Source organism: Wenyingzhuangia gracilariae (assembly GCF_056387575.1).
Window position 1 is genome coordinate 1,720,974 of the sequence record NZ_CM150748.1, and the last position, 24,753, is coordinate 1,745,726.

Here is a 24,753-nt window from a genome sequence, read left to right on the forward strand (position 1 = left end):
CCAACTTTGCTATTGAAAAAGAAAAAAAAATAGAATCTGATTAATATACAAATATGACAACACTTATTGCAGCAATAGGAAAAAACAACGAACTGGGTAAAAACAACGATTTAATATGGCATTTACCTGCCGATTTAAAAAGATTTAAAAAAGTTACTACGGGTCACCATATTATTATGGGGAGAAATACTTTTGAATCTATAGGAAAACCGTTACCTAACAGAACTACAATTATTATTACTAGAAATAAAGAGTATACAGCCAAAGGTTGTTTAGTTACAGACTCTCTAGAAAACGCTATACAATTGGCAGCAAAAGACAGCAATGCATATATTATTGGAGGAGCGCAAATTTACAACCAAGCCATAAATTTAGTAGATGTTCTAGATATTTGCGAAGTACATCAATCTTTTGATGCCGATGTTTACTTTCCTAAAATTGACACAGCTATTTGGAAAGAAGCAAAAAGAGAACATTTTTCGTCAGACTTAAAAAACAAATACGACTATAGCTTTGTAAAATACATTCGAAGAAATAAATCTTTATAGCACCAAAACAAACCATTATTATGAGGAATATAATTCTTTTTATATCCGTTTTTATTATACAGACTACTCACGCTCAACAAACAAGTAAACAACTAACAGGAAAAGTAATTAACAAAACAACCAAAGAAGAAATTCCTTTTGTAACTATTTTTATAAAAAATCCAAAAGAAAACAAAACCAGTTTAGCCGATGAAGAAGGTGGTTTTTTAGCCAAAAACTTAACTCAAAACAACTATGCTATTGTAGTTCAAGCTATTGGTTACAAACCCTATCAGAAAACAATTAGTTTTAAAAATCAAAACTCTTTACACATTGGTAATATTCTTTTAGAAGAAGATATTAACACACTACAAGCTGTAGAATTGCGAGCAGAAACTACAAGTGTTCAGCAAAAAATAGACAGATTGGTTATTAAAGTTGGGAAAGATTTAACTAGTGTAGGTACCGATGCTGCTAGTGTGTTAGACAATGTACAATCGGTAGCTGTAGACCAACAAACAGGAGAATTATCTTTAAGAGGTAATAGCAACGTAGTTGTACTAATAGACGGAAAACCAACCAACATTCCTACAGATCAATTGATCAAACAATTACCTGCCAATGCCATTAAAAACATTGAATTAATTACCAACCCATCGGCCAAATACAGCCCCGAAGGAAACAGCGGTATCATCAACATAGAATTGGTAAAAGATACTCGCAGTGGATTTAACGGAAGCATTAACGCATCTGGAACTTACGGACGTAATTTTAGAGGAAATGCCGGAGGAAACTTTAATTACAAAATTAAAAATGTAAACTTTTTTGCCAACTACAACTTTAGAGGCGGACAAGATGATATTAAAGGAAATATAACACGTAACAGCAGCAAACAAAACACTTATGGTTTAAATAATAGAAACAATCATTTTGTAAAATTTGGATCAGACATAGACTTGGATAAGAAAACAAGTATTTCTTTATTTACCGTACAATCGTTTAACAAATTAGATTACAGAAACACCACTAAAATTTACAACACCTCTGGAAACTTAACCAACAATAGTGTGTTTGACTTAGATAGAAAACCTAGATCTCAGAATTACGATGCTAGTTTTCACAAAAAATTTAACGATAAAAAACACACCTTAGATTTTGGAATATCTTACAACACTCGAGAAGCTCCTGAAAATAGCGATTGGTTAGACTATTTAAAACCTGCACAGGAAAGACAATACAACTACTCAGAAGTTATTGATTCGGAATCTAAAAGATGGATTGTAAATTTAGATTATGCGCAACCTTTTGGAGATGATATTGCTATTGAAATGGGAGTAGATTTTAGGTATTGGATGAATGAAAAATCAAATCAATCTACACAGTTAATTAACAATTCACAAAACGAATTAACCACAAAAGGACTAAATGCTTTTGATTTTGACAGAAAAATATATGCTGCTTATTTTAACTACCGTCACCAAATAAACAAATTAGGAATACAAGCGGGAGTTAGAACCGAATTTTATGATTTACACGCAACCTTTCATGCCGATGTAGACAATCAAAACAATGTAGTAACAGATAAAGTTCCCTCTATATATCCTAGCTTTTTTGCAACTTATGAAGTTACTAAAAAAGATCAGTTACAATTTAGTTATAGCCGTCGTGTAGACAGGCCTTCTATTAAGCAACTAAACCCAATTAGAACTTGGGGAACTCCCTTGTTAATATCACAAGGAAATTCAAATTTACAACAACAATTTACCAATTCTTTTGAATTTAGATACAACAGAAAAGTAAAAGGAGGAAATGTTTCTGCAACTGCTTTTTACAGAAGAGTCAACGATTTTATAAGCAGAAGCTTAAGTAAAGACACACAAGTAGAAGATCGAATTTTGTTGTCTTATGATAATTTTGACACCTCTGATAATTTTGGTGTAGAGCTAGCCACTTATTTAAAATTAACCTCTTGGTGGAACTTTAACGGAAGCACCGATGTATACTACCAACAACAACAAGGAATTGTAAACAACCTATTGACCACAGCAGACAATGTATTGTTTAATTTTAGATTGAACAACAAATTTACCATTGGTAAAAAGTGGAGTTTACAAATGATGCAAATGTTTAGAGGACGTGATGAAAACATTCAACGTGAACGCGAACCAATGTTTTTAATGAATTTAGGTGCCAGTAGAAAAATATTAAATAACAAAGGAGTATTAACCCTAGGAGCATCAGACATTTTTAACGTATTTAGAGCACGTTTTAACATTATAAACCCTGTTGAGCAAAAAGGTGAGTTTAACTGGGAAAGTCAAAATATTACCTTAGGTTTTACTTACAATATTGGAAATCAATTCAAACCAAAAAGAAGAAATCGTCCAGGAGAAGATCAAGATGCAGGAGGTGGAGATGTATTTTAAAAATCTTTGTTAATGGATTACTATAAATAATTTTACACTTAACACAACACACCAAGCCAGAAAACTGCCAACCTGTCACAATACTATGTTTGGTATTCTATTTGTCTATTATATTTCATCAAAAAAATTAAACAAATAACCAAAACATATTATTATGGCTAAAGGAAATATTAATGTATCGGTAGAAAATATCTTTCCATTAATTAAAAAGTTCTTATACTCTGATCACGAAATATTTTTACGTGAGTTAATTTCTAACGGAACAGATGCTACCTTAAAAATGCAACACTTAATTACCATTGGTGAAGCTGCTGGGGTTGAATTAGGTGATGCCAAGTTGGAAGTAAAAATTGACAAAGAAGGTAAAAAACTTCACATTATTGACCAAGGGATTGGAATGACAGAAGAGGAAGTTGAAAAATACATCAACCAAATTGCCTTTTCTGGAGCCGAAGAATTTATTGAAAAATACAAAGACAAAGTAGAGGATTCAGGAATTATTGGTCATTTTGGATTAGGATTCTATTCTGCTTTTATGGTAGCAAGCAAAGTAGAATTAATTACCAAATCTTTTAAAGATGCTCCTGCTGTAAAATGGACTTGTGATGGTTCTCCAAACTACGAAATAGAACAAGTTGAAAAAACAGAAAGAGGTACTGAAATTATTTTACACATTGCCGAAGACTCTGAAGAATTTTTAGAAGATTCTAAAATTTCTGGATTACTTACTAAATACAACCGTTTTAACCAAGTACCTATAAAATTTGGAACTAAAAAAGTAAACGATCCTGACTTTGAACCAAAGACAATTAAAAAAGACGATGGAACAGAGGAAAAAGAACCTCACAAACAAATTGATGTAGACAACATTATTAACAACACCACCCCTGCTTGGACTAAAAAACCATCAGATTTAGAGGCTGATGATTACAAAAACTTCTATCGTGAATTGTATCCAATGCAATTTGAGGAACCGTTATTTAACATCCACTTAAATGTAGATTATCCGTTTAACTTAACTGGTATTTTGTACTTCCCAAAATTGTCTAAAAACTTAGACATGCAAAAGGATCGTATCCAATTGTACCAAAATCAAGTATTTGTTACAGATAACGTAGAAGGAATTGTACCAGATTTCTTACAAATGTTAAAAGGTGTTATTGATTCTCCAGACATTCCGTTAAACGTATCTCGTTCTTACTTACAAGCAGATGGGGCTGTAAAAAAGATTTCTGGATACATTACCAAAAAAATTGCTGATAAATTAAGTTCTATCTACAAAAAAGACCGTCAAGCTTTTGAAGGATATTGGGACGACATTAAAGTAATTATTGAATACGGAATGTTATCTGACGAGAAGTTCTTTGAAAAGGCAAACAAATTTGCTTTGTACCCTACTACCGAAGGAACTTACTTAACCATTGACGAAATTAAAGAGCAATTTAAAGATGCTCAAACAGACAAAGATGGAAAACTAGTTGTTTTATATGCAGCTAACAAAGAAGCACAACACGGATTTATTCAGTCTGCAAACGACAAAGGATACAAAGTATTATTGTTAGACTCTCCTATTGTAGCTCACTTAATTCAAAAATTAGAGCAAACAAACGAGAATGTTACTTTTGTACGTGTAGATGCAGACCATATTGATAATTTAATTAAGAAAGACGACAATGTAATTTCTAAATTATCGGATGAAGAAAAAGAAAAATTAAAGCCAATTATTGAAGGGGCTGTACCAAAAGAAAACTATACCGTTCAATTAGAAGCGATGGATTCTTCAGCTTCTCCATTTATAATTACCGTACCCGAATTTATGCGTAGAATGAAAGAAATGAGCGCTACAGGCGGTGGTGGAATGTTTGGAATGGAAAACATGCCAGAAATGTACAATTTGGTTGTAAACACCAACAATAATTTGGTTTCAGAAATATTAAATGCTGATGAAGACAAACAAAAAGCATTAATTTCTCAAGCTTTTGATTTGGCTAAGTTATCTCAAAACCTATTACATGGTGAAGAATTAACCAACTTTATCAAACGTAGTTACGAGTTGATTAAGTAAAAGAACATTCTGTTATCAAAAAAGGTCTCTAATTAAATTAGAGACCTTTTTTTTATTTCTTATAAAGCTATTCCAACTCTAAACAACAATGTTTTTACACAACATAAAAACACAAATCAATAAAGAATAGAAAAATTCATACAATCAGCACAAATAAATCATTAATTAATTGTAATTATACCTTATCAACCTGTATTTTTGTTTCAACTCAACTTCTTTATATATGGATATCAAAATCGCCTTTACAGACATCGATGGAACTTTATTAAATTCAGAACGAGAAGTATCTGAAATGCTAAAAGAACAAGTAGCTCGTATTAGTCAACAAGAAATTCCATTTATTTTAATTTCTTCTAGAATGCCTAATGCCATGACACATTTGCAAAAAGACTTAGATATAGAGGGGTTACCTATGATTTGCTATAACGGAGGCTTAGTGTTAGTAGACGAGGAAGTTGTTGACGATATTTCTATTGCACCGACCATATTAGAAGACATTGCAGAATTAAACAAAGAAGACAAATTTCATATTAGTCTTTACAACCACAACGATTGGTATGTACCCGCTATGGACTTTTGGGCATTACGAGAAGAAAACAACACCAAAGTAACTCCTATTGTAAAACCGACTAGAGAAGTAATTAAACTTTGGACAAAAGAAGGAAAAGGAGCACACAAAGTAATGTGCATGGGAGAGAAAGAACACATGGATTACTTATATTCAGAATTAGGAAAATTACACGGAGACAAATTGCATTTATATAGATCTAAAGATACTTATATAGAAATTGCAAATAAAAATATATCTAAACTAACTGGTATAGAAGAATTATTAGCTTGTAAATACCCAAAATTAACTCTAGAAAACTGTATTGCTTTTGGAGATAACTACAATGATATTGAAATGTTAAAAGCCGTAAAATTAGGAGTAGCAGTAGCTAATGCAAAAGAGGAAGTACTACTCATTGCAGATGCTGTTTCTGATACAAATAAGAAGGATGGAGTTGCCAAAGCAATTCAAAAATTTGTGTAAACGCAGCCTAAATTGTCTTTATAAGTATTAAAAAAGTTTTTTGCAGTTTATTATTTAATCAAAACCATAAAAAACTAAATTAATCACATTAAAATAATCCTAAAATTACTAATTTGTCGCTCGTTAAAAATTAACTTAAATTAAATACTTAAATATATGATTTTATCAGTAGCTTCATTTCTTGGTTTTACCCTTTTGGTAGCCTTGATCGCTTGGCTAGCAACTAGAAAAAACGTAAACTCTTCAGATGGATATTTCTTAGGAGGAAGAAGTTTAACAGGACCCGTAATTGCCGGATCTTTATTATTAACAAACCTTTCTACAGAACAAATTGTTGGACTTAATGGTGCTGCTTTTGAAGAAGGTGTTGTGGTAATGGCATGGGAAACTCTAGCAGCTATTGCAATGGTACTAACAGCCATGTTTTTACTGCCTAGATATTTAAAAGGAGGAATTACAACAGTACCTCAATTTTTAGAAACACGATATGATAAAATGACCAAAACTTGGGTATCGGCATTGTTTCTTTCTGGATATGTATTTATCTTATTGCCAATCGTATTGTACTCAGGAGCTTTAGCAGTAAACACAATGTTTGATGTACCTCAAGCTTTAGGATTGGTAATTCCAGCAGATGTTGCCAATACTTTAAACCCAGCAGAATTGGCGAACCTACAAAGAGAATATGACTTTATGGCGTTATGGCCAACCGTATTTGCTATTGGATTTATTGGAGTTATTTATGCTGTTTTTGGAGGACTAAAAGCCGTAGCAGTATCCGATTCTATCAATGCAATTGGTTTGTTAATTGGTGGTTTGGCAATTCCTGTATTTGGATTATTGGCTATTGGAGATGGTTCTATAGGAACTGGTGTTTCTAACTTATTCACGGAATTTCCTGATAAGTTTAATGCCATCGGTAAACCCGATGCATCTGTACCTTTTGCAACTATCTTTACAGGTTTAATGTTGGTACAAATGTTCTATTGGGGAACTAACCAAGCAATTATTCAAAGAGCTTTAGGAGCTAAAAACTTAGCAGAAGGGCAAAAAGGTTTATTAATAGCCTCTTTCTTAAAAATATTAGGTCCTTTAATGTTGGTATTACCCGGAATTATTGCTTTCTACATGTCTCAACATCCAGAATCTTTTGAATACTTTGCAGGAGGTAATGGAATCTTAAAAGATCAAGCATATCCATTATTAGTAAAGCAAGTTTTACCAGCAAGTATGGTTGGATTTTTTGCAGCTGTATTGTTTGGAGCTATTTTAAGTTCATTTAACGGTGCTTTAAACTCATCTGTAACAATTTTTGGATTAGATATTTACAAAGCACACATTAACACCGAAGCTTCTGAAGCAAAAGTGGTAAAAATGGGACAAGCTTTTGGTATCTTCTTAGCCATAGGTGGTGCATGTATTGCTCCTTTCTTAATTTATGCTAAAGGAGGTTTATTTAACTACCTACAAGAAATTAACGGATGTTATTCTATTCCAATTTTTACTATTATTATTGTTGGATATACAACTAAGAGAGTACCTGCTATTGCAGCAAAAATAGGATTGGTTTCGGGTGTAGTTTTATATGCTATTAGCCAATTTATAATTAAGCCAATGGTAATTAGTGACGGAGGTACATACCCACACTTTTTACACGTAGTTGCTATATTGTTTGTATTAAATGCTGTAATTATGTTAGTTATAGGTAAATTAAAACCTAGAGAAACAGATTTCGTACAACAATACACAGAACAAGTAGACATTACTCCTTGGAAATACCTAAAACCAGTAAGTATTATTGTAACAATAGTAGTTGTTGGAACATATATCTACTTTAGTTAATAAATATTAGAGTTAAAAATATATATTTGTAAACCCACTGCCAAAAGTAGTGGGTTTACTTATTACAATTTTTAATATGAAAAAAACTATTTGGATTGCTCTAAGTGCTTTAGTAGTAAGCTGTAGCCCAAAATCTAAAGACAACTTTACCGTAAAATGTCAAATTTTAGGGCTTAAAAAAGGAACTGTTTATTTAGAAAAATTTGAAGATGAAAAAATTGTAGTTGTAGATTCTATTAAAATAGATGATGCTACAGAAGAATTTGCGTTTACAAACACTATTAAAGAACCCGAATTGTATATTGTTTCTTTAGACAAACTAAATACAAAACAATTGTCTTTTTTTGGTGAAGAAGGAACTATACATATAGAAACTACCTTAGACAAATTCTTTATCAAACGTAAAATATCTGGTTCTTCTTTAAATGATTTGTTAGAGAAACACGATGAATACGCAAAACAATTTAACGATCTTAACTTGGATTTGATTAAAGATAAGTTTGAAGCTTTAAAATATGGAGATACTAAAAGTGTTGAAGAAATTGAAACCAAAAGACTTAACAATTTAAAACGACTGTATTTGTTTTCAGCTAATTTTGCTATTGCCTATAGCGATAAAGCAATTGCTCCTTTTATAGCCTGCTATAGAATGGAACAAGCAGCACCAAAACTGAAACATAAAATTTATGATGCTTTAACTCCAGAAATACAAAAAAGCAAATACGGAAAACAACTAAAAGAATCTCTTAACTAAGAGATTTTTTTAGTTTTATACTCCAGCTAAAATCAAACACTGCAACTTCATCTCCTACATCATCAATACCAATACTGGTTAAAGTAAACACAACTCCTTCTTTTGTTTGAATGGCCTGTTCAATACATTTTTTTAATTGATGGGTATCTGTACAAGTAAAGGTAATTTTACCTATTGCTTTTTTAGAAAACTGAGCACTCATCCCAACTACTAAGGTTGAAAACTGATAAGATGTAATGTGTGTATTTTTTAAAACCAACGCCCCTGTAGACAATTCTGCTGCCATGGCTAAAACAGCAAAATAAATAGATTTAAAAGGATTCTGATTCATCCATTTAAACTTTACAGTGGTACTACAAGTAGTAGGCTCTAATTTAAAAACTCTAACTCCACACAAATAGGCAGAGGGCAGTTTAAATATTATAAATCGATTAAGTTGTTTTGCTGAAAGTTTCATTGTAAATTTAATAACATCATTAAGATACATAAATTAACCTTATCAAAAAACAATATGTATATAGACACTAAAACAGAAAGAGCTTTGGCTATGGTTTTACACTTATCGGGGTTTCTAAACGGTGTACTTCCCTTAGTAGTTCCTTTAATTATTTGGCTTTTAAAAAAAGAAGAAAGTTTTTTTATTAAAGAACACGGTAGAGCAGCTATCAACTTTCAATTATCTGTAATTATACTAGGAATTGGAGTAGCACTGTTTATTTTTCTTACAATTGGAATTGGAGCTTTTTTAGTTGCTCCATTAGCTCTTATTTTTGGTTTGCTTTATATATATTTTATTGTAATGGCTACCATAACCGCTAGCAAAGGGCAATTGTATAAATACCCTATTAGTTGGGAAATTATTTAGTAAACTCTGTAAACAAAGATTCTAACGTTTTGTTTTTGGTATTCATTTGTAATATTTTTAACCCTTGCTCTTGTGCAAAATCAAAAATAACAGAACGCATGTCTTTTTCAGTATTAAAAACAAACTCCCATTCGTTGTCATGGTAGTTATTGTAAGATTTTAAACTCGGAATTCTTTTTACAAACTGTTCTTCTATTTTAAAATCAAACTCTACTTGAATAATTTGTTCTTGTCCAGATTTTAATTCCAATAAGTTGGCATCTACCTTTAAATCCCCTTTGTTTATAATAATTACCCTATCGCAAACAGCCTCTACTTCTTGCATTATATGAGTAGAAAACAAAACAGTTTTGTCTTTTCCTAACTCTTTTATCAATGCTCTTATTTCTATAATTTGATTCGGATCTAATCCTGTGGTAGGTTCGTCTAAAATTAATACCGATGGATTGTGAATAATAGCCGCTGCAATTCCAACTCTTTGCTGATACCCTTTAGACAATTGATTTATTTTTTTGGAAGCTTCGGGAGTTAAACCTGTTTGATGGATAACCCCATCAATTTTAGAAGTAGAAACATTATGAATATTAGCTATAAAACTTAAATATTCTTTTACATACATTTCTTTATATAAAGGGTTGTGTTCTGGTAAATAACCAATGTTTTTATTCGTTGATTTTTTATTAGGCACAACCAATTTACCACAAACATAAAGCGCTCCTTTAGTAGGAGTTACATACCCTGTTAACATTTTTATTAAAGTAGATTTACCTGCTCCATTAGGTCCTAAAAAACCAACAATCTCTCCTTTTTTAAGTTCAAAACTCAAAGAATTTACTGCTACTTGATTTTGATATTTTTTAGAAACTTTAACTACTTTAATAGACATCTATAGGTATTTTAAAACAAAAATAAACATTCTTTCACTACTTTTAGCAAAAAGAAAAATTGCTTATAAACATGAAAAAAATTATCCTACTTATTACCCTTTGTACTTTGTGTATTGGTTGCGAAATTAAAGAAGAATTGCATATTTCTAAAAGAGGAAAAGGCCAACTTGATTTTAGTGTAGATTTGAGTCGTATGCTTTCTTTTGTAAACAGTATGCCTAAAAACAAAGCAACCCCTACAAAAACAGCTAAAAAAATAGATACCATTTTTCACTTTAACGAATTATTTGAAAAAATGAAAGATTCTATATCTAAACTAAGCAAAGAAGATCAACAATTGATAGAAACCATGAAAGAATACAGCATGAAAATGACTGTTGATTTTGACAATAGCAAAGGAGCATTTGCACTCTCTACCAATTTTAATGATGTAAATGAAATTAATAATTTGCCCAAAGTTTTAAACAAAGCTAGTTCTTTTAATAAAAAAACTGAAAAGATGGTAAGTCCAGAAAAATATGGATTTAGATATGAACTAAACCGAAAAAAATTTAAGAGATTTGTAACCGAAAAAAAATTATCTGAAGCAGAAGAACTAAAATACCAGAACCAACTAAAATCTAGTAAAATGATTTTAGCAGGTTCTAATTACACCATTTTATATCATTTTGATAAAAAAATTAAGACTGTTAGCAATGCAGATGCTGTTCTTAGTAATGATAAAAAAACATTAGAAATTACATATCCTATGGATACGTTAATTTTAAACCCTTACTTATTAGATTTTGAAGTTACCTTTAAATAAAAAAGTTATATACCAAAACATTGGTAAAAAAGGCTACAAAGAAACCTGGGATTATCAAGATCAATTGTTTCAGGAAATTATTCAAACAAAAATGGATAATAGGAAAAACGAAACAACCGTTGAAACTAAAAACCATTTCTTATTTGTAGAACATCCGCATGTATACACTTTAGGTAAAAGTGGTGATATTTCTAACTTGTTGTTAAACGAAGCTCAACTACAAGCTAAAGGAGCTACGTTTTATAAAAGCAACAGAGGTGGAGATATTACCTATCATGGCCCTGGTCAAATTGTAGGCTATCCTATTATTGATTTAGATAATTTTTTTACAGACATTCATAAATACTTACGCTTTTTAGAAGAGGCCATTATTCTTACTTTGGCAGAATATGGTTTACCATCGGAACGAAGCAAAGGAGAAACCGGAGTTTGGCTAGGAGTAGGAACTCCATTTGCTAGAAAAATATGTGCTCTAGGTGTTCGTAGTAGTCGCTGGGTTACCATGCATGGATTTGCCTTAAATGTAAATGTAGACTTAGGATATTTTGACAATATTATTCCTTGCGGAATAAAAGGTAAAGCTGTTACCTCTATGGAAGCAGAATTGGGTAAAAAAATAGATATAAACCAAGTACAACAAAAAATATTAAAACACCTTTCTACTCTTTTTGAATGGGAGTTAGTTACTTTGTAAACAATTCTAACTGTTCATCTGGCAATAATTTAAAAGTCTGCCTATGGTATAGGCAACTTCCTGTTTTTCTAATAGCCTGTCTATGTTCTTTGGTAGGATATCCTTTGTTTTTTTTCCAATTGTATTGAGGAAATTCATCGTGAATTTTTTCCATATAAAAATCCCTATATGTTTTTGCTAAAACAGATGCTGCTGCAATAGACAAGTATTTTCCATCCCCTTTTACAATGGTTTCACTAGGAATGTTTTTATAGGGTCTAAATTTATTTCCATCAACAATAATAAATTCGGGCTCTACACTTAATGCATCAATAGAGCGATGCATGGCTGTAATAGATGCTTGTAAAATATTAATTTCATCTATTTCTTGCTGATCTACAAAGGCAACTCCAAAAGCAATAGCTTCTTTTTCTATAATAGGCAACAACAATTTTCGTTGCTTTTCCGATAATTTTTTAGAATCATTTAACAAAGAATGTTCAAAATTACTAGGTAAAATAACAGCTGCTGCTACTACAGGTCCAGACAAACAACCTCTACCAGCTTCATCTGTACCAGCTTCTAACTTATTTCCCGAAAAATTAATGGCTAATGGCATATTATTCGTAGTGTAGCCCAATATTAATCAAACTAATTCGTTTAAAAAAATTACCTTTGCTTTGCAATTACTGAATATGAAAAAAAGTTTATTCCTTTGGATGATTTTTAGTGTCTTTAGCAGCCTATTTTCTCAGGAAAAAGTAGCCGTTGTAGAACGTAATATTGTCACTAATAAAAAACAGGACAAAGAAAACATCCCATTAGATAGTGTAAAAAACATGTATGGTGGTAGGTATGTAGATTACAAAATTATAACTCAAAGTTATGATACAATTCAGATTGATACCACCTTAAACATTAACAAATATTTTAGGCACAACTACACACAAAAGGATGATTTTGAATGGGTAGGATTTGCCAATCAGGGTCAAACTTATAACAAATTAGGTTATGATTTAATTGACAATCAAATCACACCAAAATTAGGAGTTACAGCCAAGCTTTTTAATTATTATGAAATAGAAGATATGGAATATTACCACGTTCCTACTCCATCTACTATTTTATACTATAGATCGGGGTTTGACGGCCAAGTTCTAAACAGCACCTTTACTACTAACTTTGGGAAGTTTCAAAATTTTTCTATTGGTTACAAAGGCTTAAGATCTATTGGAGATTACCAAGAATCTAGAGCTAGTCATGTAAACTTTAGAGTTGCTTATACCTATTACAATCCTAAAAAAAGATATCAATTTAGATTGCACATTATTACACAAAAAATAGACAACCAAGAAAACGGCGGGTTGACAGATAGTTCTATTACAGAATTTAAAAACGACAATCCTGATTTTAGCTCTAGAGGAAGAGTAGATGTTAATTTATATGATTCTGAAAGTTTTTTTAAAACCTCTCGTTATTATTATGAACATGAGTTAAGAATTTTAAACGCTAAAGATTCAACACAACAAAATTTAACCAATTTAAAACTAGGGCATTTTATTAGTTTAGAGAATAGAAAGTATGAATTTAAGTCTACAGATGTAGATCATTTTGAAAAAAAGCCCTCTATATTTGGAACTTTAGCTGATGACACAACCAATGACAAAACAGAATTTAACACCACCAAAAATCAGGTATACTTAAAGTTTAATTCGCCATGGGTGTTTGGAAACTTTAAAGTCTTTGGAACACTTTACAATACAGCTCACCTATATGATGCCATTAAAACAGTAAACACAAAAACTATTTCCAAAGAAAACAATGTAGACTATACTAGTTTTGGGGCTACTTGGAACAGTAAATATAAAGGAGTGTTTTTAAACGCTTATGGAGAACAGGTGATTAATGGAGGAAACCTAGGTAGTAATTTTCATGCTAACGCTGGTTTTAAACTAAAAAACAACACATTGGCTCAGGCAGGTTTACAATTAAAAACAGCTGCTCCTAATAGCAACACCATGTTGTTCCAATCTAATTTTAGTAATTTGAACTGGGACAATGTAACTAATTTTAAAAATGAAATTTTTAGAATTTTATACGGTAACATTAAAACCAAGTGGGTCAATGCCGATGTATACTTACATCAAATAAAAAACTATACCTACTTTAATACAAATAGCGTAGCATCACAATACAATCAAACTATTGATTATTTAAAAGTAAAACTAAGTAACGAATTTCAAGTAGGTAAATTCCACTTAAACAACACACTAATGTACCAGAAAGTAACACAAGGACAAGAAGTCTTTAGAGTTCCAGATTTTGTAACAAGAAATGTATTGTATTACCAAGATTATTTTTTTAAAGGAAAACCTTTATTAGCACAAATAGGAGTCTCTTTTAACTACTTTACCAAATTTTATGCAAACGAATTAAACCCCGTTTTAAATGAGTTTTACATACAAAACACAACTAAAATAGGTGGGTTCCCAACATTTGGTGCATTCGTAAACGGACAAGTAAGACGAACTAGAATTTATTTTAAAGTAGAAAATATATCTGCCAGTATTACTGGTAGAAACTACTTTGCTAGCCCCAGCCAACCCACCAATGATTTAACCATGAGACTAGGCTTGGTTTGGAATTTTTGGAATTAATAAGCTCTACAAAGTAAAGTCTGAGTTCACAGATAATGAAAGACATTTATTAAGAATTAGGATGAATAAATTTTCACACAACACTAATTCTTAACCAATTGACCTATATTTAACTTTACACCTATGTCAAAAAAAATAGGTGTAAAGTTTCCTTTTAGTGGTACAACTTGACCTGCATTTACCATCAAATCAAATAATTTATTTATTTTGTGAGTAGCTCCTGCTCCATATTGAAACAAGACTCCCTCTCCCATATCTAAAGCTCCTCCTCCTGCAGCTCCAGACATTAATTTTATATTTAAAGAATGTAATGGTGTAAGTGTTTTCCTAAGCTTTATTCCCAACCAACCTTCTCCATAAGCTCCATAACTTCCTTGATATGCCCATATGGTAGCAGCTAACAAGCTTATTGTTTTATTGATTTCTTTTTCAGCTTCAAAACCAATCAAATTAAAAAACTTATCATAGGTTATACCTGTTATTCCTTTAGCTCTTGGGGGTATGTACGTTCTGTTAAACACACTAAACGTTAGAGGGTCTAAAAACACATTTTTAACCACCACATTACCATGACTAGGTCCGTTATACAAAGAAAAACGCTTGCTTAATTGCAAATCAAAATGTTGTGTATTGAGCGTACCCCACGGACCAAATGTTTTTCCTCCTAACAATTTAAGTTCGTAATCTTTAAACAATACAATCCCTAACCCCGCTTCTAATTGGCAAGAAGCACCACCTCCTACATCAACACCACCTCCTCCACTAGGACCTGCTAATGCCCTTGCTTCTAAAAACAACTTGTTTTTTAGAATAGGAACATCTGTACCTATCCCTAAAAAATAAGACATATACCCATCTACTCCTCCGCTTATAGCTCCATTCATTTCTAATATTACAAAAGAATTGTTACTTATAAAACGTTCAAAAGACATTCCTATCAAACCTATTTTATCTCCTGGTCTCCATTCTACTAAACGGTCTTCAATTTCTACTGGAATTCCTGTAAAAGAGCTATACAAAGTAGAAACCAGACTAATTCTCATCTTTTTTTCGTTAAAAAAAGAAACATCTTTTGCTGTTTTTACTTTCTCTGAAATTGATTGTGTAAAATATGAATCTGCACGAATTGTGAGTCCAAAGTTTACATTGGTACTGCTTATTTCTCCTGTTAAAAAATTAAGATGTGCAATACCTGTAAATACAGAAACTGCTTCAGACAGCTTTCTTTCAATTTCTAAATGCGGTCTAATTATTAATCCTCCTCCATCGGCAGCACCACCACCACCTCCTCCTCCAACAAAAAAACCAGTGTCTATAGCCCACGATTTAGAGATGGATTTATTGTAACCTGATGCAACACCGAAAGAAAAAACTCCTGATCGATCTCCTGATAAAGCTGAATAGGAATTGACTCCAAAATAAATATTTGGTTGTTGTGGTATTAACCCAAAAACATCATAACCAATACCTATAACCCCAATATGAGGTTCTTTTTCCATTAAAATATTATCACCAGAAAAACGATATCTTGAAGTATATTTTTCTATAGAAAACTTTTCTTGGGCATCTGCAAAAACAAATCTAAAAAGCAACAAAATCAAGAGTACTTTTTTCATACTATTCTCTGTTTTTTGAGTCAATAATTATGGTTATAGGTCCATCATTAACCAAAGCCACTTCCATATAAGCACCAAATTCACCTGATTGTATTTCTTTTTGTATTAACTCTTCTAATTTTGCTTTAAAACTATTGTAAAGAGGAATGGCAACTTCTGGTTTTGCTGCTTTTATAAAACTAGGTCTGTTTCCTCTTTTGGTTAAGGCATGTAAGGTAAATTGGCTTACAACAATAATGTCTCCCTCTATTTCTTGCAACGATAAATTCATCAAACCTTCATCGTCTCCAAAAATTCTTAATTTGATTATTTTCTGACAAAGCCAATCAATATCTTCTTGAGTATCTTCAGGAACAATTCCCACCAAAATTAACATCCCTTTGTTTATTTCAGCAACATTTTGTTCTGCTATAGAAACAGATGCTTGACTTACTCTTTGTATTACAACTTTCATTATTTAAATATATCTTGTCTATAGTGCTCTTCATCTTCATTTAACAGCTGAAGATAACTTTCATATCTTGTTTCTGAAATTTCTCCGTTTTCTAAAGCTTCTTTTACAGCACATTTGGGTTCGTCTACATGTATGCAATTATTAAACTTACATTCTGATTTTAAAGCAAATAATTCTGGAAAATAATCTGTTACTTGGTATTTATCAAAATCAACAACTCCAAATCCTCTAATTCCAGGAGTATCTATAATATACCCACCAAAAGACAAGGGATGCATTTCTGCAAACGTAGTTGTGTGCTGTCCTTGTTGGTGTTGTTCAGAAATTTCTTTTGTTTTTAAGTTTAAACTAGGCTCTAAAGCATTAACCAAAGTAGATTTACCCACACCAGAATGTCCTGCAAACAAACTAACTTTGTTTTGCATGGTTTGTTTTACTTTGTCTAGATTATATTTTTCTTTGGCAGACACATCTATACATTCATATCCAATGCTAGTATATATGTATTGAAAAGCCTGTCTATAGTCATCCATTTCGTCATCATGCGTATCTACTTTATTGAACAATAGAATTGTTTGAATGCTGTAGGCCTCCGCAGTGGCTAAAAATCGATCTATAAATGTAGTGGTGGTTTCTGGATTATGAAGGGTAACTACCAAAAAAGCTATATCTATATTAGAAGCTATAACATGGGTTTGTTTAGATAGATTTACTGACTTACGAACAATAAAATTCTTTCTTTCTTTAATTTCCTTTATAACTCCAGTATCTTTATTTGGTTCTAGTTCAAAAACCACTTCATCTCCTACCGCAATAGGGTTGGTACTTTTAATTCCTTTCATTCGGAATTTACCGGGAATTCTACATTGATAAATTTCTTTATCTTCTGTTCTTACCGAATACCAACTTCCTGTAGACTTTATAACAATTCCATTCATAGGGTAAAAATAGTTGATAACAAATACTTATGCTATAACAATACTAAAAAAGTTAATTCATAAAAAAAAGAGAACAAGTTAACCTGTTCTCTTTTTTCTTATAATTGTTGCATTTCTAATTACTTAGAAGTTACAATTGCTTCTTGTTTGTTAATAGATTCTTGGTGAATTGCTTTAAAAACAGCTTCTACAAAATCTTCACTTAAACCAGCTTTTTCTCCTGTTGCAATTACTGTTTTTAAGATTTCTCCCCAACGAGCATCTTGCAATATAGAAATGTTTTTAGATTTTTTTACTTGTCCAATTTGCTCAGCAACTTTCATACGCTCAGCCAAAGTATCAATAATATGATTGTCTATCACATCTATTTCTGCTCTTAATTGTTGTAATTGATCTAAAGCTTCTCCTTCTGCCTTTGGTTTACGAACTTTTAAATCGTTCATAATTTCCACCAAACGAGCTGGAGTAATTTGTTGTGCTGCATCAGACCAAGCATCATCTGGAGTAATGTGAGTTTCAATCATTAATCCCTCAAAGTTTAAATCTAAAGCAATTTGAGAAATTTCTTGAATCCCTGTTCTGTTTCCACAAATATGAGAAGGATCGTTGATGATTGGTAAATCTGGATACTGACGTTTTAACTCAATTGGTAATTGCCATTGAGGAACGTTTCTGTAACGAGTTTTTTTGTAAGAAGAGAATCCTCTGTGAATAACTCCTAAGTTTTTAATATTTGCTTTGTACAAACGCTCAACTCCACCTAACCATAAAGCTAAATCTGGGTTGATTGGGTTTTTAATCAAAACAATTTTATCTGTACCTTCTAAAGCATCAGCAACTTCTTGAACAGCAAATGGGTTTACTGTTGTACGAGCTCCTAACCATAAGATATCAACATCAGCCTCTAAAGCTAATTTTACGTGTGCTACATTAGCAACTTCTACCGCTGTTAATAATCCAGTTTGTTCTTTTACTTTTTTTAACCAAGGTAAAGCTACCGCTCCAACACCTTCAAAACCTCCTGGTCTAGTTCTTGGTTTCCATACACCTGCTCTAAATACAGTTGCATCTGTATTCTTTAATTCATGAGCAATTTTTAACACTTGCTCTTCAGTTTCTGCACTACATGGTCCAGCAATTACTAAAGGATGATCTAATTTCATATCATCCAACCACGTTCTAAATTCTTTGTTATTTTCCATCTTAGTGATTATATACTTTTTATTTTTGAATTCCTTTTAATACTTCCTTAATATGGTTTGTCTCTTTCATTGTTTGCTGCAAACCTGAGCTATTTTCTTGAATGATTAAATTCTTAAATGTTATTAAATTATCAATATATTCATTTAAAGAACTTAATATATTCTCTTTATTTTCTATAAAAATTGGAGTCCACATATTGGGAGAACTTTTTGCCAATCGTACGGTAGATTCAAAACCTGACCCTGCCATGTCAAAAATATTCTTCTCATTTTTTTCTTTCTCCAATACCGTTTTTCCCAACATAAAAGAACTAATATGTGATAGGTGAGAAACATAAGCAATGTGCTTATCGTGCTCTACACTGTTCATAAAAATTGTTCTCATTTGCAAAGCTTCAAAAATGGTTAAAACTTTTGCAATAGCATCGGGACTACTTAACTCCTTGTCACAGATAATATTCACCTTATGATCAAACAAATTATAGATTGCTGCCTCTGGTCCAGAATATTCTGTACCCGCTATGGGATGAACGGCCACAAAATTACTCCTTTTTTCGTGATTTTCAACTGTTTTGCACAGTTTCTCTTTTGTAGAGCCCATATCAAACACGATTGCATCGTTTTTAATAAAATTTAACACTTGGTTTGCTAAATTGGGCAAGTAATTAACAGGAACTGCCAAAACAACTACGTCACTTTTATGCACTTCTTCTAGAGTAATTAACTTATCTACAATTCCCAACTCTAATGCTTTCTGAGCATTTTCAAGATTTGCATCTACACCATGAACAGTATACCCTAATCGTTTCTTTAACTCTAATGCTAAAGAACCTCCTATCAAACCTAAACCAATAACTGTTACTAACATACTCTTTACTACTCTATCTATACTTTATCTATACTTGAACTCTACTTAAAACTTTCTCTAAATTGTCTTCTGAAACACATAGCGATAATCTTATGTATCCTTCTCCGTTACTACCAAAAACGGTTCCTGGTGTAATAAAAACATCTTTTTCGTACAGCATTTTATCTGTCATTTGTTCTGATGTAATTCCAGAGGGTAATTTAGCCCAAACAAACATTCCTACATGTGTGGTATCATATACACAATTTAGACTGTCTAATATTTTGTACACAATGGCTCTTCTTCTTGTATAATGTTCGTTAATACTTTGGAACCATTCTTTTGATAAATGAAGCGCTTCTATAGCTCCTTTTTGAATTCCGTAAAACATTCCAGAATCCATATTGCTTTTTACTTTTAATATTTGTGTTAGGTATTCTTGTGCTCCCACAAACATTCCTACTCGCCAACCTGCCATGTTAAAACTCTTGCTTAACGAGTTTAATTCCAAAGCCACTTCTTTTGCTCCCTCGTAGTTTAAAATACTCTCAGGATTATTATTTAAAACAAAACTATACGGATTATCGTTTACCAAAAGGATGTTGTTTCTTTTTGCAAAAGCAATTAAATCTGTATACATATTATTTTTAGCAATGGCTCCTGTTGGCATATGCGGATAATTTACCCACATGATTTTTACTTTTGATAAGTCTTGACTTTCTAAAGCGTTAAAATTAGGCAGCCAGTTGTTTTCTTCTAACAAGTCATAAAAAACAGGAGTAGCACCTACCAGCTTTGTTACCGATGTGTAGGTTGGGTATCCTGGATTTGGAATTAAAACTTCATCTCCTGGATTTAAGAAAGCCATAGACACATGCATAATTCCCTCTTTAGACCCCATTAAAGGCAAAATTTCTGTATTAGGATTTAGCTCTACCTTAAAATTAGATTGATAAAAAGAAGCCATTGCGTTTCTTAATTCTGGAACCCCTTGGTATCCTTGATACGCATGAGCCATTGGCTCTTCCATTGCTTTTGTTAAAGCTACTTTTACTTCTTCATCTGGATCTAAATCTGGACTTCCTATTCCCAAACTTATAATTGGTTTCCCCGATGCTTTAAGGCTTGCTACCTCTCTTAATTTTTTTGAGAAATAGTATTCTTTAACCTCGTCTAACCTATTTGCTACTGAAACAATCATTACTTGTTGTCTTTATATTCTCCTAATATTTTTAAACTAGATACTTTTGTTCTAATATCTACCATTGCGTTTTTGTATTCTTGATAATCATCAAAAACTAAATCTGCAAAAAAAGCATACTCCCAAGGTCTTTCTATAATGGGTAAAGACTGTATTTTTGACAAGTTTACTTTATGGTTTGCCAACAATACCAACACCTCTCCTAAAGTTCCGCTTTCGTGTTTTAACACAAATTTTAACGATGCTTTTGTAGCTTTTGTATTATTTAAACGCTCTTTACTTTGAACAATTACAAACCTTGTAAAATTCTTTTTTATGGTTTGTATTTCTCTGGCAATTAAATCTAAACTATAAATCTCGGCTGCTTTTTCACTTGCAATTGCTCCTACTTTTTTTAACTGCTGTTCTTGTATTCTTTTTGCTACATCTGCCGTATCTACATCCTCTATTAATTTAATGTGTGGATAGTTTTTAAAAAAACTTCTACACTGTAACAATGCCATTGGGTGTGAGTGCACTTTTTTAATATCTGCTATTTTTTGTCCTCTCAACCCCATTAAATTATGGTTAATTTCTAAGTAATATTCGCCTACAATAGCCAAATCTGCCTCATCTATTAAGGTGTAATTTGGTAAAATTGCACCTGCTATAGAGTTTTCAATAGCCATTACTGCAAAATCTACCTCACCTGTTAACACTCTATCTGGCATTTCTGCAAATGTCATACATTCTACCAATTCTATAGTTTCTCCAAAATAATTTTCGGCTACAATATGATGGTATGATCCTTTAATTCCCTGAATGGCTATTTTCATAATTTCTTAGGCAAAAAAAAAGCCTCGATATATCGAGACTTTCTGAAATGCTATTTTATATAATATTAACACACGAAAAGTCTCTCTTCTTTTGTAAAAAAGAAAAAATAATAAAATCCGTTTGTGTTAAATAAATTCATAATTCTTATTAATACAGCAAATGTATAAATTATATCTATAATTGCAAGAATATTTTTACTTTTTTAAAATCTTAATTTTTAAATCTAAAAAAAAAGACTTTACAATTAAATTGTAAAGTCTTTTGCTCCCCCTCTAGGACTCGAACCTAGGACCCTCTGATTAACAGTCAGATGCTCTAACCAACTGAGCTAAGGAGGAAGTTGCATATAGCTACAAAACCTCGTTTTGCGGTTGCAAATATAATTATATTTTTAACTAATGCAACATTAAAAAAAATATTTTTTTCATTTATTTGTATTGTTTTTGCATTGATAAAAACATCTCTATTTTATAACATTAGTAAAACTCTAATCGTCAACATTTTAAAAACACTTTAAAACAAATGACAGCGCAGGGTTCAAAAAAATAATTTTTCTATGTTTTATTTATTTCACAAGCATAAAACTGTTTCAGTACTAACTTGCTGTTTGTTTTTTGTAATCATTAGTTGTCAAACTAAAAATTATGAAGAACCTTTTGTTAATTTAGACAACTACTATATTCAAGATGGGTTTTCATTAAAAGCCATCGCATCAGAACCACTAATAGAAGCTCCTGTTGCTATTGATTTTGACAACAAAGGAAGAATGTGGGTTGTAGAAATGACTAGCTACATGACCAATCTCGATGGAAAAGGTGAGAATACTCCTAATGGAAGAATTACAATTCTTGAAGACTACGACAAAGATGGCATTATTGATCATCGTAAAGTTTTTTTAGATAGTTTAATTTTACCAAGAGCCATTGCTCATGTTTATGGAGGTTTATTATACGCAGAACCTCCCAACTTATGGTTTGTAGAAATTAAAGATGACAAACCTATAAATAAGGTTTTAGTTGATGCAAATTATGCCAAAGGAGGAAATGTAGAGCACAAATCTAATGGTTTAATGATGAACATAGACAACTGGATTTACAACACAAAATCATCATTTCGTTACCATAGAAAAAATGGAACTTGGATAAAAGAAAAAACTTATTTTAGAGGACAATGGGGAATTAGCAAAGACAATTTTGGAAGAATTTATCACAACAACAATTCCGTACTACTAAAAGGAGATTTGGTATTACCCAATACAAGTTCTAAAAACTCATTTTACTCTCCTGAAAACTCTATTGGCAAAACACTAACCGCTAACCAAAGAGTATATCCATTACACCCAACCTCTATTAACAGAGGCTATATAAAAGGTAGATTAGACAAAGACAGTATTTTAATAAATACTACAGCTGCTTGTGGACCTTTAATTTATAGAGGAAGTCAATTTAGCAAAGAATATCAAGAAAATGCTTTTATATGTGTTCCTGAAGGAAATTTAATTAAAAGAACTATTCTATCTATAAATCCTACAAATATTACAGCAAAACAAGCCATTGCTAAAAAAGAGTTTATTTCATCTACTGATGAAGGCTTTAGACCAGTAAACATATTTAATGGCCCCGATGGATCTATTTATATTGTTGATATGCACAGAGGAATATTACAAGATATTGCTTATTTAACCCCTTATTTAAGGAACCACTACGCACAAAAAAAATTAGACACAGTTATAGGAATGGGTAGAATTTTAAAAATAGAACAAAAAAACCGAGTACAATCTACCTCAAAGATCAACAACCTTAACTCTTTAAAAACATCAGAACTTGTAGAACTGCTAGAACATGCTAATGGTTGGCACAGAGATAGAGCACAACAATTATTGATTCACAGAAAAGATTACAATGCTGTTCCTCTGCTTAAAACACTTTTTAATACTACACAGAACTCAATTACACAACTTCATGTTCTACACACATTAAATGGTTTAGATGCATTAACTTTTAAATATTTAAATACTATTTTAAACCAAAACCTCAACAGCAATGTAACAAGTCATGCTTTAGTACTTATAGAATCATTTGCCAACAACATATATGTTAATAAAATAGCAAACACAATTCAAAACCTAAAAAGCAAAAACAATTTAGAAATAGATGTTTACCTAACTAATTCACTTGGTGAATGGGCACAATTAAATTCTAATATTTTTTTCCCTTTCTTAATAGATTTATCTAACAAACACTTTAACAACATTATTTATCAGGAAGCTATTATGAGTAGCTTAAGAGGGTTAGAAAATGATTTTTTAGTTTTTATAGAAAAGAACATTCGTTATAATTTAAAATCAACTATTCTAAAAAAACTACTTGACGAAACAATTCAAAACAAACAACTGGCTTTGTTAAAACAGAAAGAAAAAACAAAAAAAGGAACCAACAAAGCCATTAAAGCAGGCCAACAAATATTCAAAAACACATGCTCTGCATGTCATGGCAATAAAGGTCAAGGAATTGCTGGCCTTGCTCCTCCTCTAATAAATTCTGAATACATATCGCAATCACTAGAAAGGCTTGCATTAGTATTGCTTCACGGATTGTCTGGGCCTATACATGTAAACGGAAAGCAATACAATTTAAGCGGAACAATGCCAGGCTTAGGCGACAATCCTGATGTTACAAATCAAAATATTCAAAACATTATATATTATCTACAAAATACTTTTACTAACAAAGAGAAAAGCATTAGTGTAAACAAAATAAACAATCTTAGAAACCTTAAACCAATCAATGGAGTTTATAGTGAAAAAGAACTTCTAAAATACAAATAACACACGTTTACATATATATATTTCTAAAGAAGCCCTAGGACAATTTATATAAATTTTTAGGGCTTTATTGTTACATGAACAGAGCTTTCTTATTTTTTGATTGCAGAAAAACAAACTCTTAAACCTACTCTGTATTTTTTGCTTATTTGGAAAAGCAAAGCAACACATCAATCTAAAAAGGAGTAAATCTTAATTCAACGTTCTTATTAAAGATTCAAAGAATCATGCCTAATTGTTGTTTGTAAAGCACAAACATTAGTATACTTAACAAATCGAAGTTGTCGATTAAGAATTCAGGAAGTATATGTTTTAAAAGAT

General features: G+C 31.6%; 21 protein-coding genes and 1 tRNA gene. 11 read left to right on the forward strand and 11 right to left on the reverse strand.

The features are described 5' to 3' along the window. Positions 1-53 precede the first annotated feature (53 nt). The 6 genes from ACY2IJ_RS07540 to ACY2IJ_RS07565 all read left to right on the forward strand — a co-directional run bounded on the left by ACY2IJ_RS07540 (position 54) and on the right by ACY2IJ_RS07565 (position 8,647). Positions 54-548, forward strand: a complete 495-nt coding sequence (locus tag ACY2IJ_RS07540; RefSeq protein WP_476723752.1) for a dihydrofolate reductase — start codon at positions 54-56, stop codon at positions 546-548. 20 nt (positions 549-568) lie between these two features. Continuing rightward, complete coding sequence (locus tag ACY2IJ_RS07545) at positions 569-2,953, forward strand: TonB-dependent receptor (RefSeq protein WP_476723753.1); 2,385 nt, start codon at positions 569-571, stop codon at positions 2,951-2,953. Between the two features lie 154 nt (positions 2,954-3,107). Next, entirely contained in the window at positions 3,108-5,018 is a 1,911-nt protein-coding gene (gene htpG, locus ACY2IJ_RS07550; RefSeq protein ID WP_476723754.1) for a molecular chaperone HtpG, read from the forward strand. Positions 5,019-5,241: 223 nt separating this feature from the next. After that, positions 5,242-6,051, forward strand: a complete 810-nt coding sequence (locus ACY2IJ_RS07555) for an HAD family hydrolase (RefSeq protein ID WP_476723755.1) — start codon at positions 5,242-5,244, stop codon at positions 6,049-6,051. 156 nt (positions 6,052-6,207) lie between these two features. After that, on the forward strand, positions 6,208-7,893 hold the full coding sequence (locus ACY2IJ_RS07560) for a solute:sodium symporter family transporter (RefSeq protein ID WP_476723756.1): 1,686 nt from the start codon (positions 6,208-6,210) through the stop codon (positions 7,891-7,893). A gap of 76 nt (positions 7,894-7,969) precedes the next feature. Then, the gene (locus ACY2IJ_RS07565) at positions 7,970-8,647 is read left to right on the forward strand and encodes a DUF4369 domain-containing protein (protein ID WP_476723757.1); all 678 of its coding nucleotides are present in this window, start codon (positions 7,970-7,972) and stop codon (positions 8,645-8,647) included. On the opposite strand, the gene ACY2IJ_RS07570 is transcribed toward ACY2IJ_RS07565, so the two are convergent. Then, on the reverse strand, positions 8,640-9,104 hold the full coding sequence (locus ACY2IJ_RS07570) for a DUF4442 domain-containing protein (protein WP_476723758.1): 465 nt from the start codon (positions 9,102-9,104) through the stop codon (positions 8,640-8,642). The two genes, ACY2IJ_RS07565 and ACY2IJ_RS07570, sit on opposite strands and share 8 nt — an antisense overlap. 54 nt (positions 9,105-9,158) lie before the next feature. Here ACY2IJ_RS07570 and ACY2IJ_RS07575 point away from each other — a divergent pair, with 54 nt between their 5' ends. After that, on the forward strand, positions 9,159-9,512 hold the full coding sequence (locus ACY2IJ_RS07575; protein WP_476723759.1) for a DUF4870 domain-containing protein: 354 nt from the start codon (positions 9,159-9,161) through the stop codon (positions 9,510-9,512). Here the strand turns inward: ACY2IJ_RS07575 and gldA are convergent. Next, positions 9,505-10,398 carry a gliding motility-associated ABC transporter ATP-binding subunit GldA gene (gene gldA / locus ACY2IJ_RS07580; protein WP_476723760.1) on the reverse strand — a complete coding sequence of 298 codons (894 nt, stop codon included), beginning with the start codon at positions 10,396-10,398 and terminating at the stop codon, positions 9,505-9,507. The two genes, ACY2IJ_RS07575 and gldA, sit on opposite strands and share 8 nt — an antisense overlap. A 71-nt stretch (positions 10,399-10,469) precedes the next feature. On the opposite strand from gldA, the gene ACY2IJ_RS07585 reads away from it, so the two are divergent. Both ACY2IJ_RS07585 and lipB read left to right on the forward strand, forming a co-directional pair. Further along, the gene (locus ACY2IJ_RS07585; protein WP_476723761.1) at positions 10,470-11,204 is read left to right on the forward strand and encodes a hypothetical protein; all 735 of its coding nucleotides are present in this window, start codon (positions 10,470-10,472) and stop codon (positions 11,202-11,204) included. Next, a complete protein-coding gene (lipB, locus tag ACY2IJ_RS07590; protein ID WP_476723762.1) occupies positions 11,185-11,898 on the forward strand; it encodes a lipoyl(octanoyl) transferase LipB in 714 nt (237 codons plus the stop codon). Before ACY2IJ_RS07585 ends, lipB begins: the two co-directional genes overlap by 20 nt. Here the strand turns inward: lipB and ACY2IJ_RS07595 are convergent. Then, positions 11,888-12,496, reverse strand: coding sequence for a ribonuclease HII (locus ACY2IJ_RS07595; protein ID WP_476723763.1), 609 nt, complete (start codon positions 12,494-12,496; stop codon positions 11,888-11,890). The two genes, lipB and ACY2IJ_RS07595, sit on opposite strands and share 11 nt — an antisense overlap. A gap of 76 nt (positions 12,497-12,572) precedes the next feature. Between ACY2IJ_RS07595 and ACY2IJ_RS07600 the strand changes: the two genes are divergently transcribed. Further along, positions 12,573-14,534 carry a putative porin gene (locus ACY2IJ_RS07600; protein ID WP_476723764.1) on the forward strand — a complete coding sequence of 654 codons (1,962 nt, stop codon included), beginning with the start codon at positions 12,573-12,575 and terminating at the stop codon, positions 14,532-14,534. Positions 14,535-14,617: 83 nt separating this feature from the next. Here ACY2IJ_RS07600 and ACY2IJ_RS07605 read toward each other — a convergent pair whose 3' ends face one another. The 8 genes from ACY2IJ_RS07605 to ACY2IJ_RS07640 form a co-directional block, all read right to left on the reverse strand. Next, positions 14,618-16,150: a hypothetical protein gene (locus tag ACY2IJ_RS07605; protein WP_476723765.1), complete on the reverse strand. Its 1,533-nt coding sequence runs from the start codon at positions 16,148-16,150 to the stop codon at positions 14,618-14,620. A 1-nt stretch (position 16,151) separates the two neighbouring features. Then, positions 16,152-16,604, reverse strand: coding sequence for a D-aminoacyl-tRNA deacylase (dtd, locus tag ACY2IJ_RS07610; protein WP_476723766.1), 453 nt, complete (start codon positions 16,602-16,604; stop codon positions 16,152-16,154). Then, entirely contained in the window at positions 16,604-17,542 is a 939-nt protein-coding gene (gene rsgA, locus ACY2IJ_RS07615; RefSeq protein WP_476723767.1) for a ribosome small subunit-dependent GTPase A, read from the reverse strand. Before rsgA ends, dtd begins: the two co-directional genes overlap by 1 nt. 119 nt (positions 17,543-17,661) lie before the next feature. Further along, a complete protein-coding gene (locus ACY2IJ_RS07620; RefSeq protein ID WP_476723768.1) occupies positions 17,662-18,744 on the reverse strand; it encodes a chorismate mutase in 1,083 nt (360 codons plus the stop codon). A 19-nt stretch (positions 18,745-18,763) separates the two neighbouring features. Beyond that, on the reverse strand, positions 18,764-19,612 hold the full coding sequence (locus ACY2IJ_RS07625) for a prephenate dehydrogenase (RefSeq protein WP_476723769.1): 849 nt from the start codon (positions 19,610-19,612) through the stop codon (positions 18,764-18,766). Positions 19,613-19,640: 28 nt separating this feature from the next. Beyond that, entirely contained in the window at positions 19,641-20,789 is a 1,149-nt protein-coding gene (locus ACY2IJ_RS07630) for a pyridoxal phosphate-dependent aminotransferase (RefSeq protein ID WP_476726545.1), read from the reverse strand. Positions 20,790-20,791: 2 nt separating this feature from the next. Continuing rightward, complete coding sequence (locus tag ACY2IJ_RS07635) at positions 20,792-21,607, reverse strand: prephenate dehydratase (RefSeq protein ID WP_476723770.1); 816 nt, start codon at positions 21,605-21,607, stop codon at positions 20,792-20,794. A 265-nt stretch (positions 21,608-21,872) separates the two neighbouring features. Further along, positions 21,873-21,946: transfer RNA gene (locus tag ACY2IJ_RS07640), tRNA-Asn, on the reverse strand. Between the two features lie 218 nt (positions 21,947-22,164). On the opposite strand from ACY2IJ_RS07640, the gene ACY2IJ_RS07645 reads away from it, so the two are divergent. Further along, positions 22,165-24,435 (forward strand): DUF7133 domain-containing protein, encoded by a 2,271-nt coding sequence (locus ACY2IJ_RS07645; RefSeq protein ID WP_476723771.1) that lies wholly within the window; start codon positions 22,165-22,167, stop codon positions 24,433-24,435. Positions 24,436-24,753 lie beyond the last annotated feature (318 nt).

Bases quoted from the DNA above. Each gene is read 5' to 3' on its own strand.
- ACY2IJ_RS07540 (WP_476723752.1), top strand. From the start codon at position 54: ATGACAACACTTATTGCAGCAATAGGAAAAAACAACGAACTGGGTAAA.
- ACY2IJ_RS07545 (WP_476723753.1), top strand. From the start codon at position 569: ATGAGGAATATAATTCTTTTTATATCCGTTTTTATTATACAGACTACT.
- htpG (WP_476723754.1), top strand. From the start codon at position 3,108: ATGGCTAAAGGAAATATTAATGTATCGGTAGAAAATATCTTTCCATTA.
- ACY2IJ_RS07555 (WP_476723755.1), top strand. From the start codon at position 5,242: ATGGATATCAAAATCGCCTTTACAGACATCGATGGAACTTTATTAAAT.
- ACY2IJ_RS07560 (WP_476723756.1), top strand. From the start codon at position 6,208: ATGATTTTATCAGTAGCTTCATTTCTTGGTTTTACCCTTTTGGTAGCC.
- ACY2IJ_RS07565 (WP_476723757.1), top strand. From the start codon at position 7,970: ATGAAAAAAACTATTTGGATTGCTCTAAGTGCTTTAGTAGTAAGCTGT.
- ACY2IJ_RS07570 (WP_476723758.1), bottom strand. From the start codon at position 9,104: ATGAAACTTTCAGCAAAACAACTTAATCGATTTATAATATTTAAACTG.
- ACY2IJ_RS07575 (WP_476723759.1), top strand. From the start codon at position 9,159: ATGTATATAGACACTAAAACAGAAAGAGCTTTGGCTATGGTTTTACAC.
- gldA (WP_476723760.1), bottom strand. From the start codon at position 10,398: ATGTCTATTAAAGTAGTTAAAGTTTCTAAAAAATATCAAAATCAAGTA.
- ACY2IJ_RS07585 (WP_476723761.1), top strand. From the start codon at position 10,470: ATGAAAAAAATTATCCTACTTATTACCCTTTGTACTTTGTGTATTGGT.
- ACY2IJ_RS07595 (WP_476723763.1), bottom strand. From the start codon at position 12,496: ATGCCATTAGCCATTAATTTTTCGGGAAATAAGTTAGAAGCTGGTACA.
- ACY2IJ_RS07600 (WP_476723764.1), top strand. From the start codon at position 12,573: ATGAAAAAAAGTTTATTCCTTTGGATGATTTTTAGTGTCTTTAGCAGC.
- ACY2IJ_RS07605 (WP_476723765.1), bottom strand. From the start codon at position 16,150: ATGAAAAAAGTACTCTTGATTTTGTTGCTTTTTAGATTTGTTTTTGCA.
- dtd (WP_476723766.1), bottom strand. From the start codon at position 16,604: ATGAAAGTTGTAATACAAAGAGTAAGTCAAGCATCTGTTTCTATAGCA.
- rsgA (WP_476723767.1), bottom strand. From the start codon at position 17,542: ATGAATGGAATTGTTATAAAGTCTACAGGAAGTTGGTATTCGGTAAGA.
- ACY2IJ_RS07620 (WP_476723768.1), bottom strand. From the start codon at position 18,744: ATGGAAAATAACAAAGAATTTAGAACGTGGTTGGATGATATGAAATTA.
- ACY2IJ_RS07625 (WP_476723769.1), bottom strand. From the start codon at position 19,612: ATGTTAGTAACAGTTATTGGTTTAGGTTTGATAGGAGGTTCTTTAGCA.
- ACY2IJ_RS07635 (WP_476723770.1), bottom strand. From the start codon at position 21,607: ATGAAAATAGCCATTCAGGGAATTAAAGGATCATACCATCATATTGTA.
- ACY2IJ_RS07645 (WP_476723771.1), top strand. From the start codon at position 22,165: ATGTTTTATTTATTTCACAAGCATAAAACTGTTTCAGTACTAACTTGC.